Origin of the sequence: Galbibacter mesophilus, from assembly GCF_023721415.1 — a bacterium.
Classification (GTDB): domain Bacteria; phylum Bacteroidota; class Bacteroidia; order Flavobacteriales; family Flavobacteriaceae; genus Galbibacter; species Galbibacter mesophilus.
The window spans coordinates 61789-76210 of the sequence record NZ_JAMQVC010000003.1; the positions used below are offsets into that span (position 1 = coordinate 61789).

The 14422-nt window shown below is 37.4% G+C and carries 19 protein-coding genes; 9 read left to right on the top strand and 10 right to left on the bottom strand.

The window, feature by feature from the left end:
- Positions 1-37 precede the first annotated feature (37 nt).
- The 7 genes from rpmB to rimO all read left to right on the top strand — a co-directional run bounded on the left by rpmB (position 38) and on the right by rimO (position 5203).
- Positions 38-274 (top strand): 50S ribosomal protein L28, encoded by a 237-nt coding sequence (rpmB, locus tag NDQ75_RS12080; protein WP_202029608.1) that lies wholly within the window; start codon positions 38-40, stop codon positions 272-274.
- A gap of 29 nt (positions 275-303) precedes the next feature.
- Positions 304-486: a 50S ribosomal protein L33 gene (gene rpmG, locus NDQ75_RS12085; RefSeq protein ID WP_202029607.1), complete on the top strand. Its 183-nt coding sequence runs from the start codon at positions 304-306 to the stop codon at positions 484-486.
- Between the two features lie 6 nt (positions 487-492).
- Entirely contained in the window at positions 493-645 is a 153-nt protein-coding gene (locus NDQ75_RS12090; protein ID WP_202029606.1) for a DUF4295 domain-containing protein, read from the top strand.
- Positions 646-786: 141 nt separating this feature from the next.
- The gene (gene ftsY / locus NDQ75_RS12095; protein ID WP_202029605.1) at positions 787-1740 is read left to right on the top strand and encodes a signal recognition particle-docking protein FtsY; all 954 of its coding nucleotides are present in this window, start codon (positions 787-789) and stop codon (positions 1738-1740) included.
- Positions 1741-1839: 99 nt separating this feature from the next.
- The gene (locus tag NDQ75_RS12100; protein WP_202029604.1) at positions 1840-3495 is read left to right on the top strand and encodes an amidase family protein; all 1656 of its coding nucleotides are present in this window, start codon (positions 1840-1842) and stop codon (positions 3493-3495) included.
- Entirely contained in the window at positions 3488-3772 is a 285-nt protein-coding gene (locus NDQ75_RS12105) for an SRPBCC family protein (RefSeq protein ID WP_202029603.1), read from the top strand. The genes NDQ75_RS12100 and NDQ75_RS12105 overlap by 8 nt, the downstream gene beginning before the upstream one ends.
- Before the next feature lie 126 nt (positions 3773-3898).
- Entirely contained in the window at positions 3899-5203 is a 1305-nt protein-coding gene (gene rimO / locus NDQ75_RS12110; RefSeq protein ID WP_202029602.1) for a 30S ribosomal protein S12 methylthiotransferase RimO, read from the top strand.
- 141 nt (positions 5204-5344) lie between these two features.
- On the opposite strand, the gene NDQ75_RS12115 is transcribed toward rimO, so the two are convergent.
- From NDQ75_RS12115 to aqpZ, 4 genes are all read right to left on the bottom strand, one after another.
- Positions 5345-5635 (bottom strand): Dabb family protein, encoded by a 291-nt coding sequence (locus NDQ75_RS12115; RefSeq protein WP_242513724.1) that lies wholly within the window; start codon positions 5633-5635, stop codon positions 5345-5347.
- Between the two features lie 260 nt (positions 5636-5895).
- Positions 5896-6915: a DUF6515 family protein gene (locus tag NDQ75_RS12120; RefSeq protein ID WP_202029600.1), complete on the bottom strand. Its 1020-nt coding sequence runs from the start codon at positions 6913-6915 to the stop codon at positions 5896-5898.
- A 32-nt stretch (positions 6916-6947) separates the two neighbouring features.
- Positions 6948-7670, bottom strand: a complete 723-nt coding sequence (locus tag NDQ75_RS12125) for a DUF2092 domain-containing protein (RefSeq protein ID WP_202029599.1) — start codon at positions 7668-7670, stop codon at positions 6948-6950.
- A 281-nt stretch (positions 7671-7951) separates the two neighbouring features.
- The gene (gene aqpZ / locus NDQ75_RS12130; protein ID WP_202029598.1) at positions 7952-8662 is read right to left on the bottom strand and encodes an aquaporin Z; all 711 of its coding nucleotides are present in this window, start codon (positions 8660-8662) and stop codon (positions 7952-7954) included.
- A gap of 301 nt (positions 8663-8963) precedes the next feature.
- Between aqpZ and NDQ75_RS12135 the strand changes: the two genes are divergently transcribed.
- Complete coding sequence (locus tag NDQ75_RS12135) at positions 8964-9476, top strand: adenine phosphoribosyltransferase (RefSeq protein ID WP_202029597.1); 513 nt, start codon at positions 8964-8966, stop codon at positions 9474-9476.
- Here the strand turns inward: NDQ75_RS12135 and NDQ75_RS12140 are convergent.
- Positions 9473-9625: an SsrA-binding protein gene (locus NDQ75_RS12140; protein ID WP_202029596.1), complete on the bottom strand. Its 153-nt coding sequence runs from the start codon at positions 9623-9625 to the stop codon at positions 9473-9475. The genes NDQ75_RS12135 and NDQ75_RS12140 overlap by 4 nt on opposite strands.
- Positions 9626-9726: 101 nt before the next feature.
- Here NDQ75_RS12140 and NDQ75_RS12145 point away from each other — a divergent pair, with 101 nt between their 5' ends.
- On the top strand, positions 9727-10473 hold the full coding sequence (locus NDQ75_RS12145; protein WP_202029595.1) for a CDP-alcohol phosphatidyltransferase family protein: 747 nt from the start codon (positions 9727-9729) through the stop codon (positions 10471-10473).
- Positions 10474-10570: 97 nt separating this feature from the next.
- Here NDQ75_RS12145 and NDQ75_RS12150 read toward each other — a convergent pair whose 3' ends face one another.
- The 5 genes from NDQ75_RS12150 to NDQ75_RS12170 form a co-directional block, all read right to left on the bottom strand.
- Positions 10571-11386, bottom strand: coding sequence for a copper resistance protein NlpE N-terminal domain-containing protein (locus NDQ75_RS12150; RefSeq protein ID WP_202029594.1), 816 nt, complete (start codon positions 11384-11386; stop codon positions 10571-10573).
- A gap of 12 nt (positions 11387-11398) precedes the next feature.
- A complete protein-coding gene (gene lptB, locus NDQ75_RS12155; protein WP_202029593.1) occupies positions 11399-12145 on the bottom strand; it encodes an LPS export ABC transporter ATP-binding protein in 747 nt (248 codons plus the stop codon).
- An 88-nt stretch (positions 12146-12233) separates the two neighbouring features.
- Complete coding sequence (locus NDQ75_RS12160; protein ID WP_202029592.1) at positions 12234-12584, bottom strand: carboxymuconolactone decarboxylase family protein; 351 nt, start codon at positions 12582-12584, stop codon at positions 12234-12236.
- Entirely contained in the window at positions 12577-13422 is an 846-nt protein-coding gene (gene tatC, locus NDQ75_RS12165) for a twin-arginine translocase subunit TatC (protein WP_202029591.1), read from the bottom strand. The genes NDQ75_RS12160 and tatC overlap by 8 nt, the downstream gene beginning before the upstream one ends.
- Positions 13422-14387 carry a KpsF/GutQ family sugar-phosphate isomerase gene (locus tag NDQ75_RS12170; RefSeq protein ID WP_202029590.1) on the bottom strand — a complete coding sequence of 322 codons (966 nt, stop codon included), beginning with the start codon at positions 14385-14387 and terminating at the stop codon, positions 13422-13424. Before NDQ75_RS12170 ends, tatC begins: the two co-directional genes overlap by 1 nt.
- Between the last annotated feature and the right edge of the window lie 35 nt (positions 14388-14422).

Genomic DNA, 14422 nt, shown 5'->3' on the forward strand with positions numbered 1-14422 from the left:
GCACCCTGTTTTAAAATAACACTAAAGTTTTAGAAGAATGTCAAGAGTTTGTGAACTTACAGGAAAGAAAGCAATGGTGGGGAACAACGTTTCTCACGCGATGAACAAAACCAAGCGTAAATTTAATGCTAACCTTATTAAAAAGCGTTTTTTCTTACCAGAAGAGGATCGTTGGGTTACCCTTAAAATATCTACTTCTGCGTTGAAGAACATCAACAAAAAAGGGATTACAGCGGTTTTAAAAGAAGCAAAAGAAAAAGGATTTATTAAGTAATTAATTCATCCGTTAAAACGATATAAAAAATGGCAAAGAAAGGTAATAGAATACAGGTTATTTTAGAATGTACCGAGCACAAAGCTTCTGGTCAGCCAGGAACTTCTCGTTACATTACTACAAAAAACAAGAAGAATACGCCGGATAGATTAGAGATTAAGAAATTTAATCCTATCCTTAAAAAAATGACTGTTCACAAAGAAATAAAATAATAAGCCATGGCAAAGAAGACAGTAGCAACTTTACAAACAAGTTCAAAGAGATTAACCAAAGCTATCAAAATGGTTAAGTCTCCAAAGAGTGGAGCGTATACTTTTGTTGAGTCAGTAATGGCTCCAGAAGAAGTAAACGACTGGTTAAACCAAAAATAAGAAGTTCACAACTTATTATATATATGAAGCTACTTTCTAGGGAAAGTAGCTTTTTGTTTTTATATATTTGATGTTGAAAAAGTTTTGGAAGCAAAAAACACTATTTTTTGCTAAAAATGATCAACTAACAACGAACAACGGATGAGTTTTTTCAAAAAAATATTTTCTTCGGAAAAGAAAGAGACTTTAGACAAGGGACTTGAAAAGTCTAAAACCAGTTTTTTATCGAAGCTGGGTAAAGCGGTTGCCGGAAAATCCAAAGTAGATGATGAGGTATTGGATAATCTGGAAGAAGTTTTGGTGACCAGTGATGTGGGTGTAAATACTACGCTAAAGGTTATTGAGCGTATCGAAGAGCGTGTTTCTAAAGATAAATATTTAGGCACGGATGAACTCAATCTTATTCTTAGAGAGGAAATTGCAGGACTGCTTTCGGAAACGAACTCTGGCGAAGAAAAAGAGTTTACAATTCCAGAAGATAAAAAGCCTTACGTGCTCATGGTTGTTGGGGTAAACGGTGTTGGAAAAACAACAACAATTGGAAAGTTGGCTTATCAGTTTAAAAAACAAGGAAAAAAAGTTGTTTTAGGTGCTGCAGATACTTTCCGTGCTGCGGCAATAGACCAATTACAGATATGGGCAGACCGTGTTGAGGTTCCAATTGTAAAACAAAGCATGGGCAGTGACCCAGCGTCGGTTGCTTTTGATACGTTGAAATCAGCGGTTAGCCAGGATGCAGATGTAGTGATTATAGACACCGCTGGAAGATTGCACAACAAGGTTAATTTAATGAATGAGCTTACCAAAGTGAAACGTGTAATGCAAAAAGTGGTGGACGATGCGCCTCACGACGTGCTTTTGGTACTCGATGGTTCTACCGGTCAAAATGCCTTTGAACAAGCCAAACAATTTACAAAAGCTACCGAAGTAACATCCTTGGCGGTGACCAAACTTGACGGAACGGCTAAAGGTGGAGTGGTTATCGGAATATCAGATGAATTCCAAATTCCCGTAAAATATATTGGCGTAGGTGAGGGGATAGAAGATTTGCAAGTCTTTAATAAATACGAATTTGTAGATTCTTTTTTCAAGTAACCTTATTTCATGAGTAACATAAAAAAGACCTTGTTGATGCATTTCAGCAAGGTTTTTTTGATTGAAAGAAAGGGATTATCTTTAAAGAAAATTGCGTAGATGAAAAAACTCCTATTCCTTCTAATCATAAGTTGTTTTTTTGGGTGTAAATCTGAAAAAGATTCCGAAAAGATAGAAGCTGGAAATACGGCTTACAATGAAGCTTCAGAAATTGAAAAACAGCAGGCACATGAAAATGAGCGTATGCGGTTTAAATTAATTCAGTCAAAAGTAGATCGCGGTGATATGTGGAAACCGTTTCAAAAGGATTTACAAAATTTCGGAGAGGAGGCATACAATACTTTGAAGCCACAAATTATTGAAAAAGATATTCTTGCCATTCAGCAACAAATAAAAGAGGGAAAACTTACTTATAAAGAGTTGGTTCTTTTTTATCTCTATCGCATACATAAATACGAAAGTAACCCCAATATTTCTCTGTACTCAATTATAAGTCTTAACAAAAATGTGGTGGAAGAAGCGGAAGAAAAAGACCGTTTATTTCAGCAGAACAAAAATATACCGAATCAAATTTTTGGAATGCCGATATTGCTGAAAGACAATATTGGTACAATTGGAATGCCCACTACGGCGGGTGCAGTTGCGTTACTGGAGAATTACACTGATGATGCTTTTATTACTAAACGATTAAAAGAAAAAGGTGCGCTAATTTTAGGAAAAGCAAATCTAAGCGAGTGGGCCTATTATTTCTGTGATGGCTGTCCGCTAGGCTACTCTGCCATTGGCGGACAAACCTTAAATCCATACGGAAGAAAGATTTTTGAATCAGGTGGTTCCAGTTCGGGAAGTGGCGCCGTAACCGCGGTAAATTATGCTGTTGCTGCTGTAGGCACAGAAACTGCAGGATCCATATTATCGCCTTCCAGTCAGAATTCGGTGGTAGGTTTAAAGCCTACCGTAGGTTTGTTAAGTCGCTCGGGAATTGTGCCCATCTCCAGTACGCTAGATACGCCTGGACCAATGACCAAGAATGTTACGGATAATGCCATACTTCTCGACGCCATGTTGGGAAAAGATCAGTTGGATGTAGCTTCGGTTGAAATGGATGTTAACTTTTTCAAAGAATTGAAGAATATTTCAGCAGATACTATTAAGCTTGGAGCCTTAAAGAGTTTGATGGAAGGTGATACAATTTATCTAAAAACGATTCAGAAATTAAAAGAAATCGGATTCCAAATTGTAGAAATCGAAGCGCCAAATGTAGAATTAAACGGATTTTTAACGTTGTTGAATATCGATATGAAGAACGACTTACCAGCGTATCTCGATGCCTACGCCAGTAAAGAAGTAACGGTAAAGAATATTCAAGAAATAATCGATTTCAATTTAAAGGATTCGGTTATTCGAGAGCCATATAAACAGGCATTGTTTGACGGAATCGTATCCGATACGACTACCATTGAGCAATTGGAAGTAGTTAAAGACAGTCTTCAGTTCAACGGACGTCAATTTTTTGAACCTACATTTTCAAAATATAAGGTAGATGCTGTTTTGTCTATCAATAACTATCATGCTGCCTATGCTGCGGTGGCCAAATATCCAGCTTTGGCAATGCCCATGGGCTATAAAAAATCGGGAGAGCCTATAAGTCTTACTTTTATCGCTTTGCCATTTCAGGAACAATTACTTTTGCAATTGGGATATATTTTTGAGCAAGAACTTCCCGTTCGTAAACTACCACAAAATTATGAGTAACCTACAAGACCGATACCAAATTACCATCACCAAAATTATTGCCTATTACGGACTGTTTTATGCGGCCGTAAAAGTGTATGCCATTTTTCAAGGGTTGTGGTTTTGGCCCAATCTGTTGATAGCTGTTTTCTTGGGGATTATGGCGGCTGTTGGATTTTACATAGTGAAAAAAGAAAAGTACAACTGGTATTTTATCGTGGTCTGTATTATCTTGGTTTCTGCCCTGCGCTATTACGAATCGCAGTTAGTTCCTTATTTACAGCAAGTTTTTCAATAGAACTAAAAGATTTAACCTAAATATCTTCGTTTTATACCTTTTCAAATCGTAATTTTGCCCACTGTTTTAAAATAAGCGCTTTTTTGGTTTTTGAATAAATCATTATTCCGCATAATTATAGGTTGTATGAGAACAAAGTCTTTAAAGAAGAATAAGATAAATGTAGTTACCCTTGGATGTTCTAAAAATGTGTATGATAGTGAAGTACTCATGGGGCAACTCAAGGCTGGAGGAAAAGAAGTTGTTCATGAAGAAGAAGGAAATGTCGTGGTAATAAACACTTGTGGTTTTATAAACAACGCCAAGGAAGAAAGTGTAAATACTATTTTGGAGTTTCTGCAGAAGAAAGAGCAAGGGGAAGTAGATAAGGTTTTTGTAACCGGATGTTTGAGCGAGCGTTACAAGCCAGACTTGGAAAAAGAAATTCCCGATGTTGATCAATATTTTGGGACTACAGAATTACCTAGTTTATTAAAGGCCCTTGGTGCCAATTATAAGCATGAATTGATAGGGGAGCGACTTACAACAACACCAAAAAACTATGCTTATTTAAAAATTGCTGAAGGATGTGACCGACCTTGTAGCTTTTGTGCCATCCCTTTAATGCGTGGAAAACACAAAAGTACGCCCATTGAAGCGTTGGTAACGGAAGCTAAAAAATTGGCTGCCAGCGGTGTAAAAGAATTAGTTCTTATAGCGCAAGACCTCACTTATTACGGTTTGGACTTGTACAAAAAACGTGCTTTAGCCGATTTGCTGAAAGAATTGGTGAAAGTGGAAGGAATAGAATGGATTCGTTTGCATTACGCTTTCCCAACTGGTTTTCCGATGGATGTATTGGAAGTGATGAAGAACGAGCCTAAGGTTTGTAATTATATAGATATTCCGTTACAGCATATTTCAGATGCTATTTTAAAGTCGATGCGTCGAGGTACAACACAGGCAAAAACGACTAAATTACTGAAAGAATTTAGGGAAGCTGTACCAGAAATGGCCATACGTACTACCCTAATTGTAGGTTACCCTGGAGAAACTGAAGAAGATTTCCAAATTTTGAAAGAGTGGGTTAAAGAAATGCGTTTTGAGCGTTTAGGATGCTTTACCTATAGCCACGAAGAAAATACACATGCCTATAACTTAGAGGATGATGTTCCTGAAGAAGTAAAACAGCAGCGTGCTTCTGAAATAATGGACATCCAATCGCAGATTTCATGGGAATTGAATCAGGAAAAAGTAGGGAAAACCTTCCGATGTGTGATTGATAGAAAAGAAGGGAATTATTTTGTGGGAAGAACCGAGTTCGATTCTCCTGATGTTGATAACGAAGTGCTTATCGATGCTTCTCAATACTACCTAAAAACAGGAGAGTTTGCCAACATCATTGTAGAAGAAGCTGGCGATTTCGATTTATACGGAAAACCCGTAGCTTAAATCCAATTTTATAGGTTTTTTAACCGGGCGAGCGCATTAAAAAACCTCGTCGAACACGTCCTATAACGTATCGGGAGACGCTCAAGACCTCGCTGGATATGTTTTTAATAGGTTTTACGTATTCTTTTCAGCAAAAGAAAATCAATTCTCGATATAATCAATCTCCATAAATTCCACGACTTCTTTTTTCCAAACATTCTCAACGAAGTTTACATGGTCGGGGTGGTTATTGTAGGTGTCATAATCTTCCTGATTGGCAAATTGCATGGTGAGTCCCCAATCGAAATTATTTTTTTTGCCTACTTCCTTCACGGCTTTCATGTTTTTTACGGTAGGGATAGCTTTTAGTGCGGTTGCTTTTTCAATAAAAACCTTTTCAGCATCAGAACCTTTTGGATGCTTCAGTTTAAAAAAAACGGTATGTGTTATCATTTCAGTTGAAGTATTTTCCTGGCAGCTTATTACGAGTGATAAAAATAAGAGGGTACTTACAAATAATAATTTAGACTTCATGGTTGAATGGTTGTTTAAATTCATTTCCGAAGATACTAAAATGGGAATTAATCGCTAAGTCAAGATATTTAAATTTTGGTAAGGTTGTGGCGGAATAAAGCTTTGGTTTGTCATAAATATAACAAAGCCGACCTTTTAAGGTCGGCTTTGATTGCTAATATTCAATTCGCAGGAAAAAATTATTCTTCTTTTACTTCTGCAACTTCATACATATTTTTACCATCCACTTGTACTGGTTGATAGTATGTTTCGCCATACTTTACGTATGTCTGGTCTCCAACTCTAACTTCTTCGGCACCTTCCGGTAGGTTTTCTACAATAGTTCCCGCTGTGGGAGGCACAACGGTGTAACCATCACCGGTTTTCTCGTAATAAGCACCGCCGTAATAGTAATTATTGGTGGTACTTCCCGAGCCACCTTGTTCTACCACTTCATACCCGTCGGGCAATACTTTAATGGTAGCGCCAACCGGTGCTTGAATTACCGTATAACCATCTTCCACTTTGTTATAGTAGTTCCCTTGGTCGTAATAGTATTCATTTGCGTCGTTTTCTATACTGACAATAATGGCTGTTGTTGCTAAAGAGGCCACAAAGAAGCCCCAAGGATGCCAAATAGGTCCCCAATAAAATGGTCTAAATGGATGATAATAATACGGGTGATAGCAATAGAACCCGAATCCGCCGTATCTGTAAGGCGGTCTTCTATAAGGCCTAGGGTTGGCAACCACAACGGTATGTCTGTTATTAATGTTTATGTTGGTGCGGTTGTTAATATTAATGTTGTTTCTATTATTGTTGATGTTCACATTATTCTTTGTGCGTGGCTTGTTAACCACCTTAGAATTGGAAAAATCACGATTGTTGTTATTTTTGATGTTGGCATTACCCCTATCTATTTTAGGCTTGCTATTGCTTGGGCGCGAAATATCCCTAGTGTTGGTGTTATGCGACGGACGCGTAGCCGGTCTGGCACTCGGCATGTTAGAAGGTCTAGATGAAGAGAAATTTCGGTTGGGCTGTCTTTGAAAGCCACCGTTAACCGAACGCCCACCGGATGGTCTTGACATATTTTTCCCGCCACGACTGGCTCCATGTCCAAATCGTTGAGCTTCTAAAGAACTTAATGGAAAGCTAAGCAGCCCAACCAAGAGCAAAAGCTTAGCATAAGTGATACTATTTTTAGTAAATGAATTCATTTTTGAAAATCTTTTAATTGAATAATTAACCGTTATTTTTTCGCCATAATATTTATCAATCGGGCATCTTCAGGCGGTAAAAAATTAAAAACTGAATCCGCTATTTTTGTGTTTACTTGCCAATTGGTAAAAGTTGCTTCGTAGTGGTCTTGATTTCCGTCTTTATGGATAATAACCAATTTTATAGGTAATGGTTCTTCTTTGTTTTCAATCCATAATTGCACATTCATTTTATTATTGGATGCTAATATTTGCGAGCATTCCTTTCCATCTATCATGTCTTCCCCTAGGTAGAGAATCACGGGGAATTCAGCCAATAAATCGTCTGTTACGCTGGGATAAAAAACATCGGCGGCAGGAAACCGTATGCCAAAATTTTCATGAAGACTGTCAATCATTTTTATAATATTATCGGGAGCGGGAAGTACACAAAAGTTATTTTCGCTAGCCGAGTAATAAACAAATCGGGAGCCGTTGTAGTAATAATCTTTATCGTGGTGTGTGCCCCTGCTTTTTACCATCATTTTATCTGGACCAACCATGCTGATTTCATCTGTGTAAAAATGTTTTTGGAGTCCGTAGAGGTCCATTTCATCAATGGAACGCTCTAAGGTGAATTTACAAGATTGGAGCGTACCCATGTATTCTCCCATTTCGTCCAGTTTTTTCACGGCAGCAGAATCTACCACCGAAATTTCTTGACCGTACCCCAAAAATAGAAAGGGTAAGAACAGTGCTAAAAGGCATTTCTTCATTTTAGTTTTTTTAATGAATTGAAAAAAGTAATTATGTGGGGGAATTTGTAATACAAGCCCTGGAAATACTACAAGCTAAGGCTTATTTAAGGATTTAGTGAGTCATTTCAGAAATTGAAATAAAAAAATAAACCCTCATCGAGGGTTTAAATTACAAAAAAATAATTTACGGTATTATAAATTCACGTACTAAGTGAAATTATTCAAGCTAAAATTTATCGTATAAAAAACGCTTTAGTTGAGTATTCTTTTAAGTGATTAAGTTGCGTGTTGAAATTTTTTTAGGCGGTGGTTTCATCTGTTAAATCGGGTTTGTTTGGACCGAGATAATTATAAACGATTCCTGCAAGGACCGCGCCAATTATGGGTGCCAACCAAAACAACCAAAGTTGTCCCAACGCCCAATCACTAACAAACAGGGCTTGGCTGGTACTTCTGGCGGGATTTACCGAGGTGTTTGTTACCGGAATGCTAATGAGGTGAATAAGGGTAAGTCCTAATCCAATGGCTATACCCGCAAACCCAAAAGGAGTATTTTTATGGGTAGCACCCAAAATGATGATGAGGAACATAAAAGTCATAACCACCTCCGTAATCAATGCGGCGGTCATTCCATAGCCGTCAGGGGAGTGTTCTCCATAGCCGTTAGCAGCAAAACTACCGATGGATGCTCCCTCTTTTCCGGTAACAATTAAATATAAAATTCCGGCTCCGGCAATACCGCCGAGCACTTGGGATATAATGTAAATGGGTAACTCCTTGCCTGGAAATCTTCCGCCGACCCAAAGACCAATGGATACGGCTGGATTTAAATGGCAGCCCGAAATATGACCGATGGCATAGACCATGGTTAAAACAGTTAATCCAAAGGCGAGGGAAACACCCACAAAGCCAATACCCAAGTCTGGATATCCAGCTGCGAGCACAGCGCTACCGCACCCGCCAAGCACCAGCCAAAGGGTGCCAATAAACTCTGCAATAAATTTTTTCATAATCGTAATAATTAAGTTAGTTGAAAATAGATTGTAGGAATGGTGAGGTGGGAAAAAAGGTAATTCAATGCGAAAACGCTCCTTAAATTTAATCTTTTTTTCGTAAATAATTTTAAAAAAGATTTGAGGCTTATCGGAATTCCTGCAATAGTTTGTAATTTTACTCACAAAGTGAGATTTATAAACTAAGGCCGTTAGGCAAGTTGCTCCGACGCTTGTCTGCCCGGCAAAGGCAGAAGGGCCTGCCCGAAATGCTAAGGCAGGCTTGCACCAAGGTTGTTTACTTTTTAAAAAGCTACGTATGGATTTAACGAACTACATAAGAGATATAAAAGATTTTCCAAAAGAGGGAGTTGTTTTTAAAGACATCACACCCTTACTGGCTAATGTAAAAGCGATGGAATATGCAACCAAAGAATTGAGAGCTTTAATAGGCAATCAATCTATTGATGTGGTTGTGGGAATTGAAAGTAGGGGCTTTTTCTTCGGGACTCTTTTAGCGAAAGAACTAAATTGTGCTTTTGTGCCTGTTAGAAAGCCAAATAAATTACCTGCGGAAACAACTTCGGAAACGTACGCACTGGAATATGGTAAAGATACTTTGGAAATCCATACCGATGCAATTAAAAAAGGGGACAAAGTGATTATCCACGACGATGTTTTAGCTACGGGAGGAACAGCGCAGGCAGTCTGTAAATTAGTCGAAAAGCTGGGAGGAAAAGTGGTGCAGTGTAATTTTTTAATGGAATTGTCCTTTTTGGAAGGACGTAAAAAATTACAGAATAAAGAGGTGAAATCGGTAATTACCTACTAATCTAATGCCCGTTTGGTAACATAAGTGCGCCAACCAATAATAGCCATTTGAAATTTATTGGCCTTTGCTAAGTTCAATTCCTTTTTGGAATAGGAGGGTAGTATCGCTTTGTTGATTTTGGCTAGCAGTTTAAAAAACTTCTTTTTCATATAGTTGCTTTCTGTAAAGTTAATAAAAATGAATTCACTACAAATAGGGAAATTTGGTAATCTAAAAATTGTAATTTTACGGTAATGAAATTTTTATATTTATGAAGAAGCATATTCCAAATATACTTACCTTATTAAACCTTTTTTGCGGTGTTATCGCTACTATTTTGGCCGTACAAGGGCACTTAATCTTTGCTGCCTACTTTATGTTTGCGGGAATCTTTTTCGATTTTTTCGACGGACTCGCAGCGCGACTCCTAAAAGTACAAAGCGAATTGGGTTTGCAATTGGATTCCTTGGCGGATGTAGTTACCTCCGGTGTTGTTCCAGGCATCGTTATGTTTCAATTGTTTAATATGAGTTCCAGTAATTATTCGTGGGCTGCTCCAGAAATGGAATCAGGGTTCAACTTTTCTGCACTGTCTTTATTCGGAATAATCATTACGCTGGGTGCCGCCTATCGATTGGCAAAATTTAATATAGACGAAGACCAATCCGATTCTTTTATCGGACTTCCAACTCCGGCAAATGCACTGCTAATTTTATCATTGCCATTGATTTTGGAATTTCAGGAAAATGCTTTTTTAAGCAACTTGATTCTTAACAAGTGGTTTTTGATAATTGTTACAATTATAAGTACGTACATGATGAATGCCAGAATAACCTTATTTGCTTTAAAATTTAAAACATGGGGTTTTAAAGAGAACAGTATTCGGTATGTGTTTTTAGTTCTTTCAGCTATTTTAATTGGCTTATTGAAATACGCTGCAATACCTGTAATTATATTTCTGTACGTTTTGTTTTCAATTGTTGTTAGCTACCAAAAGAAAAGTAAACCGGCAGCTTAGTATTTGGGGAAGTTTGCTGGCTAGTCAAAAAATAAAAAATGTCAGCGTGAGTAAAAGTGCTCAGGCTGACATTCGTGTTTTAATCTTTAGTTCTGGCTTATTTAGCTTCTTCGAAAACGGCTAAAGGTGCCATTTTTCCTTTTGTAAGGGAAAGTTTTCCGTCTTTGATGGTGTAAGTGTCCACTTTCTCCAAAACTTTCATTAATTGGCCTTCTACTTGCATTTTCATGCACGCTTTCATCGTAGTTGCCAGCGGAGAAGTTTCAAAACGGTTTCCTTCTTTAAGCGTGTAACTTCCAGAGAAATTATTGCATCCAGCATTTCCACCAACTCTATTTTCTTCAGAAGAAAACTCTATAAAAGGTTCTGTGGCAGTTTCTTCAATTTCAGATATTGGTTTACCCATTAGGGTTACAAGCTTCCATTTTTTGTCGGTTAAAGTAGTGTCTGTTACCATGGATTCTTTTTTCAAAACATATTTTTCAGCTAAATCGCCTTCCACTTTTTTCCCTTCATTATCCAATTTAGTAAGAGTGTTTTCCCCTACAAAATATTGTTGTTGGGCATCACCTTCTAAAGTAACTTGATTTCCTTCTTGATTCCACTCAAACGTTCCTGTTTTCTCAATAGGGTCATCTTCTTTTCCTATGTATTTACTTGTTAAAACGTAGGTTTCATCTTTTTTAAGTTCAAGAGAAGTCTCAATACCAGCACAGTCTGCACAGGGCAATGTTCCTTTGTATTTTCCGTTCCAATCCAATGAATTTTCACTGGTATGTTCGTCGTTGCCGGTTACCTTTTCTTCCGTTAGGGTAGTGGCTTCATCTTCCTGTTTCTTTGCTTTTTCATTACAGCTTACAAACGAAGCTACGGTAGCCAATGCTACCAAAATGTTGATTGATAATTTTTTCATTTTAAAAATTGTTTAAGAATTAAAATCTAATTTTTTCTTTCTTAATTCAAAGTTTTGTCCTAGATACACTTTACGTACCATTTCATCGGCAGCCAATTCTTCTGGAATTCCTGCTTTTAAAATACTTCCTTCAAACATAAGGTACGACCGCTCTGTTATGGCTAGTGTTTCTTGAACATTATGGTCGGTTATTAAAATGCCAATATTTTTATTTTTCAATTGGGCTACAATACGTTGAATGTCTTCTACCGCGACGGGGTCAACTCCCGCAAAAGGCTCATCCAAAAGAATAAAACTTGGGTCAGTAGCCAATGCGCGCGCGATTTCGGTTCTTCTTCTTTCCCCTCCGGAAAGTAAATCGCCGCGGTTTTTTCGAATATGCCCGAGGCTGAATTCATCAATAAGCGCTTCCATTTTCATTTGTTGCTCTTTTTTAGAGAGTTTTGTTAGCTGAAGCACGCTCATAATATTGTCTTCTATACTTAATTTTCTAAAAACAGAAGCTTCCTGCGCCAAATAGCCGATACCATTTTGTGCACGTTTGTACATTGGGTAATTGGTAATTTCTTGGCTATCGAGAAAAATTTTTCCGCCGTTAGGCTTAATCAAACCAACAATCATATAAAAAGAAGTGGTTTTTCCAGCACCGTTTGGTCCAAGAAGCCCAACAATTTCGCCTTTGTTAACTTCCAAGGAAATACCTTTAACTACTTTTCGCCCTTTGTAGGACTTCATGATGTTTTCAGCTCTTAGCTTCATAAGTTATATTTTTTGGAGCGCTTATGTTGAAAGTTTATCACCAAAAATAGGTTTTTTCAACACTAACCTCGTGGTATTTTGCAAAGGTTTAGGATTTTTTCGCTTCTAAGGCATCCCAGAATTCATAGGCTTTTCTAAGATGTGGAACAACAATGGTGCCACCAACTAAGGTAGCAATACCCAAAGCTTCAACAACTTCTTCTTTTTTGAGTCCTTCTTTGTAACAGGTCTCCAAATGGTATTTTATACAATCGTCGCAACGCAATACGGCAGAAGCCACTAAACCAAGAAGTTCTTTGGTTTTTACATCCAAAGCGCCCGCCATGTAAGCATTGGTATCTAAATTGAAAATTCTTTTAATCAACTTATTGTTATCTGCTAAAATACGGTCGTTCATTTTAGAACGATAGGCGTTAAAATCGTCTACAATATCAGCCATTTTTTGCTTTCTGTTTTTTTAGTTTACGCTCTTCTCTTTTAATAACGAATTTAGAGATGTAAATACTCACTTCGTATAAAATAACAATCGGGATAGCCACCACAATTTGACTGGCAACATCTGGTGGTGTAATTACTGCGGAAAGAATAAGCACTACTACAATGGCTATTTTTCGGTATTTTCTTAAAACTTCTGGAGTTACCAAGCCTATTTTTGTAAGGAAATACATGATAATTGGCAGTTCGAAAATTAATCCGCAAGAAATTACTGAAGCTCTTATCGTAGAAATGTACGAGGAAAGGTCAATATCATTAAAAACCTCTTGACTCACATGATAATTTGCCAAAAAGTTGATGGATAGCGGAGAAATAACGTAGTATCCAAAAAGTACACCGGTAAAAAATAAAAAGGAGGCGATTACAATAAAACCACGAGAATTATTTCGTTCATTGTCATGTAATCCCGGACTAATAAACCGCCATAATTCCCATAAAATGTAAGGAAATCCGATTATAAAACCAGCCCAAATGGATGTCCAGATATGCGCAGAAAACTGTCCTGCCATTTGCCTACTTTGAATTCTAAATTGCGGACCTTCGCAAAAAGATTCATCTAAGCCTAACGCTTTGGAGATATTACAAAAGAAGCGATACGTAGGGAAATCGGCTTTCTTGGGCCCAAATAAAATGGTATCGAAAATAAAATCTTTAGCAATAAAAGCTACAATTCCGATAATGATAACACCAAGCGTAGCTCTAATTAAATGCCACCTTAATTCTTCAAGGTGGTCTAGAAAAGACATCTCTTGCTCTTCTCCTGTACCAATTTGTTTTGTCATTATATAATTCCTTCTTTGATTAAGTCATGAAGATGGATTACTCCAAAGTATTTGTTTTCTTTTTCTACCAATAATTGAGAAATTCCAAATTTCTCCATAATGTCTAAGGCGTCTACTGCCAAGACGTCGCAATTAACGGTTTTAGGATTTTCTGACATTATGTCCTTAGCCGTTAAATTGCTAATATTTTCATATTTACTAAGCATTCTACGAATATCACCATCAGTAACAATTCCTAAAATTTTATTGTTCTCTACTACAGCGGTAACCCCCATTAATTTTTCTGAAATCTCCACAATCACCTTTCGTACATCTGTATCTACGGTAACTTGGGGTTTTAGGTTTGCCATGGCAACATCTCTTACCCGAAGATAAAGTTTTTTGCCAAGGGAGCCACCCGGATGATATTTAGCAAAATCTTGACTGCTAAAACCACGTAATTCCAAAAGACAAATAGCCATTGCATCTCCAATCACCATTTGTGCGGTGGTACTGGTGGTAGGTGCTAGGTTATGCGGGCAAGCCTCTTTTTCCACGTAAGCATTAATAACAAAATCTGATTGTTGTGCTAAATAAGAATTTTTATTGGAAGTAATGGCAATTAGTTTGTTGGGACCTTCTTTTATGAAAGGAACCAAAACTTTTATTTCAGCGGTATTCCCACTTTTAGAGATGCAAATTACCACATCATCTTTAAGTATGGTCCCCAAGTCGCCATGAATAGCGTCGGCAGCGTGCATAAACACCGCTGGGGTTCCAGTAGAATTTAAAGTAGCTACAATTTTAGTGGCAATTATGGCACTTTTGCCAACACCAGTAACAATTACCCTACCTTTGGACTCATAGATGAAAGAAACTGCGTCTGCAAATTCGTCATCTATAAAAGAGGCAAGGTTTTTGATTGCATTACTTTCATTATCAATTGCCTTGATAGCATTGGCTATTATGGCACTTTTAGTATTCAAATTTTAATTTTTTTAGAATTTGTTATAACTAAAGA

Excerpts from the sequence above, each read along its gene's own strand:
- aqpZ (WP_202029598.1), bottom strand. The coding sequence starts at position 8,662 with ATGAAAAAATTTATTGCAGAGTTTATTGGCACCCTTTGGCTGGTGCTT.
- NDQ75_RS12145 (WP_202029595.1), top strand. The coding sequence starts at position 9,727 with ATGAAGAAGCATATTCCAAATATACTTACCTTATTAAACCTTTTTTGC.
- rimO (WP_202029602.1), top strand. The coding sequence starts at position 3,899 with ATGAGAACAAAGTCTTTAAAGAAGAATAAGATAAATGTAGTTACCCTT.
- lptB (WP_202029593.1), bottom strand. The coding sequence starts at position 12,145 with ATGAAGCTAAGAGCTGAAAACATCATGAAGTCCTACAAAGGGCGAAAA.
- ftsY (WP_202029605.1), top strand. The coding sequence starts at position 787 with ATGAGTTTTTTCAAAAAAATATTTTCTTCGGAAAAGAAAGAGACTTTA.
- tatC (WP_202029591.1), bottom strand. The coding sequence starts at position 13,422 with ATGACAAAACAAATTGGTACAGGAGAAGAGCAAGAGATGTCTTTTCTA.
- NDQ75_RS12150 (WP_202029594.1), bottom strand. The coding sequence starts at position 11,386 with ATGAAAAAATTATCAATCAACATTTTGGTAGCATTGGCTACCGTAGCT.
- NDQ75_RS12135 (WP_202029597.1), top strand. The coding sequence starts at position 8,964 with ATGGATTTAACGAACTACATAAGAGATATAAAAGATTTTCCAAAAGAG.
- rpmB (WP_202029608.1), top strand. The coding sequence starts at position 38 with ATGTCAAGAGTTTGTGAACTTACAGGAAAGAAAGCAATGGTGGGGAAC.
- NDQ75_RS12120 (WP_202029600.1), bottom strand. The coding sequence starts at position 6,915 with ATGAATTCATTTACTAAAAATAGTATCACTTATGCTAAGCTTTTGCTC.
- NDQ75_RS12105 (WP_202029603.1), top strand. The coding sequence starts at position 3,488 with ATGAGTAACCTACAAGACCGATACCAAATTACCATCACCAAAATTATT.
- NDQ75_RS12140 (WP_202029596.1), bottom strand. The coding sequence starts at position 9,625 with ATGAAAAAGAAGTTTTTTAAACTGCTAGCCAAAATCAACAAAGCGATA.
- NDQ75_RS12090 (WP_202029606.1), top strand. The coding sequence starts at position 493 with ATGGCAAAGAAGACAGTAGCAACTTTACAAACAAGTTCAAAGAGATTA.
- NDQ75_RS12100 (WP_202029604.1), top strand. The coding sequence starts at position 1,840 with ATGAAAAAACTCCTATTCCTTCTAATCATAAGTTGTTTTTTTGGGTGT.
- rpmG (WP_202029607.1), top strand. The coding sequence starts at position 304 with ATGGCAAAGAAAGGTAATAGAATACAGGTTATTTTAGAATGTACCGAG.
- NDQ75_RS12125 (WP_202029599.1), bottom strand. The coding sequence starts at position 7,670 with ATGAAGAAATGCCTTTTAGCACTGTTCTTACCCTTTCTATTTTTGGGG.
- NDQ75_RS12160 (WP_202029592.1), bottom strand. The coding sequence starts at position 12,584 with ATGGCTGATATTGTAGACGATTTTAACGCCTATCGTTCTAAAATGAAC.
- NDQ75_RS12115 (WP_242513724.1), bottom strand. The coding sequence starts at position 5,635 with ATGATAACACATACCGTTTTTTTTAAACTGAAGCATCCAAAAGGTTCT.